We start from the raw sequence: 2,010 nt of genomic DNA on the forward strand, positions 1-2,010 counted from the left end.
ACCCTTGAAAACTGTTTGTTCGCTATCGGTTTCCTTAATTAATTCTCGTCTTTCAGCTTGCGTGGTCTGTTCAAAATTAAGCTCTGGATAAAGTTTTTTAGTCGTGCGATCAACTACTTTATTTAAGAGTTCATCTGCTTTTTTGAGTGAGCTTTCTTGTTGGTTAATTGTCAATAATTGTTTAGTCACATCTTCACCAACCGCATGTTTAATTAAGGTGCTGTTTTTCCAATTAAATAGCATGCGCCGCTTATCATCTAAGTTCTCCAAACTGATATAAGTTTTCAGTTCATGGCTTAACTCTTTGACTACCCGTTTTTCATTAAACGAGAAGTGTTTACTTAGGCTATCTAAATGACCTCTATTGATTACTTTTTCTTGGTTATTTTTATAACTGGCTTTGGCCTTGCGATAGTCCTTAACTTGTTGGTTAAATTCGTTTCTTTCATGCCGCTTACTATTGATTCCCTCATGTTGAGTTGGAACTTCATTTATTCCTTGATCTTCAAAGGATTTTTCACTGATCCGATCGGGAATATTTTTTTGCTCTAAAACTTGATTTACACTAACCGCCCAATTGTGCCGCCATTCAGTTATTTTTTCTTTTTTATCCCAATCAACCAACCAAATTTTTCGGTTTCTCACATTCCCTGCAGGGGTCTTAGTTTTATTACCATGACTATTTAAAATGTATTCGGTTTTTGTTTTCTGTCCCCAAGTACCATCGGGGTTAAATGGGCGATTGGTTAACATCACATGAGCGTGCGGATTATCTGGGTGGTCGCGATGAATTGCCACGTCGGCTACCATGCCCTCATCAACAAAATTTTCTTGCACATATTTTGTCAGTAATTCTTTCTGTTCGGATTCACTTAATTCTACCGGTAAAGCCACGTTAAACTCTTTTGCATACCGTGAGTTTGATTTACGATCTTTCGTTTCAACTTTATTCCACAACTGCTCTCGATCACTGGCCCATTCTGGTGCATTTTTGGGGGTTAAAATAAAGCTTTCTAGCATAACCGAGCGGGCATAAAAATAGTGGCGACCTTCCTTATCATCAAATAGCTTTTCACCACTTCGATAAGCGGCACTGGCAATCGCACTTCGTCCTTTACCAGCACTAATATTACTAAAACTCATGTGAAAAATTGCCATGTCGGTCACCACCTTTCTTTGGGTTTATGGGTTTGACTTTGTTGTCGCCATCGGCGACTTCTAATACAGGTTTTAATGGGTTTAGCACAACGTCATCAAAGATGACGTGTAAGTGCGCATTGACCTCGTTCCACTCAGTATTCTGATTCCCATATATTTACTTTTAGTGTACGCCTAACGCTTCGCTTTTTCAACGTTTATGTTGACTTAAATTAATTGAAGTGTTATTATCTTTATTAATTATATATAAATTTGACAGGAGGAGTTAAGATGACCCAATCGGCATTGGAAAAACAAGAAGCTAAATTAAAACAGCTTAATCAAAGGATCAAAGCTGAAAAAAGTAAGATTGAACAAAACCTTGGCAAGCAAATTATTAAAACGGCAAACTTAGATTATACCGATTTGTCTAACCAAAAAATTAAAGACCTCGCGCAAAAAATAGCAACGATTTTAAATCATGAACCAAATAACCAATTGTAACTAAGTGGTGATGATGGCTAATCAATACGAAAAATTGGTTGCACAAAAAGCTCGTTTAAAAGAGAAAATGGCTCGGGAAGATTTTAAATTACGGCAGTCTAAATACTATGAAAATCGTCAAGCCCGCAAAGCACGATCTCGGCGGCTAATTCAAAAAGGCGCTTTATTGGAAAAATACTTTCAAGCTGATAAGCTATCGGTCGAGCAAACCGAAGAGCTTTTAAAAATGTTTGCCGATTATGTCAATGCCCATAAACTGAGTAAATTCAAAAACGATCAACCTAAGAACTAGGTCGATCGTTTTCTTTTTCTGGATCATTCATTGTCTTTTTAAATTTTAAATCTGGATTATCTTTAACAAAGCTATTA

Annotated in this window: 3 protein-coding genes; 2 read left to right on the forward strand and 1 reads right to left on the reverse strand. The window is 36.7% G+C overall.

Going from position 1 to position 2,010, the window contains the following annotated elements; all coding sequences use genetic code 11:
• Positions 1–1,158 (reverse strand): MobQ family relaxase (gene mobQ, locus KGF70_RS16770; RefSeq protein ID WP_216786515.1); only part of this gene is annotated, 1,158 nt, incomplete at its 3' end.
• Between the two features lie 270 nt (positions 1,159–1,428).
• On the opposite strand from mobQ, the gene KGF70_RS16775 reads away from it, so the two are divergent.
• Both KGF70_RS16775 and KGF70_RS16780 read left to right on the forward strand, forming a co-directional pair.
• On the forward strand, positions 1,429–1,641 hold the full coding sequence (locus KGF70_RS16775) for a hypothetical protein (protein ID WP_003645707.1): 213 nt from the start codon (positions 1,429–1,431) through the stop codon (positions 1,639–1,641).
• Positions 1,642–1,654: 13 nt separating this feature from the next.
• Positions 1,655–1,933: a hypothetical protein gene (locus KGF70_RS16780; RefSeq protein ID WP_216747903.1), complete on the forward strand. Its 279-nt coding sequence runs from the start codon at positions 1,655–1,657 to the stop codon at positions 1,931–1,933.
• The last annotated feature ends 77 nt before the right edge of the window (positions 1,934–2,010 follow it).

Source organism: Lactiplantibacillus sp. 7.2.4 (genome assembly GCF_018991185.1).
Lineage (GTDB): Bacteria > Bacillota > Bacilli > Lactobacillales > Lactobacillaceae > Lactiplantibacillus > Lactiplantibacillus pentosus.

Bases quoted from the DNA above. Each gene is read 5' to 3' on its own strand.
- KGF70_RS16775 (WP_003645707.1), top strand. From the start codon at position 1,429: ATGACCCAATCGGCATTGGAAAAACAAGAAGCTAAATTAAAACAGCTT.
- KGF70_RS16780 (WP_216747903.1), top strand. From the start codon at position 1,655: ATGGCTAATCAATACGAAAAATTGGTTGCACAAAAAGCTCGTTTAAAA.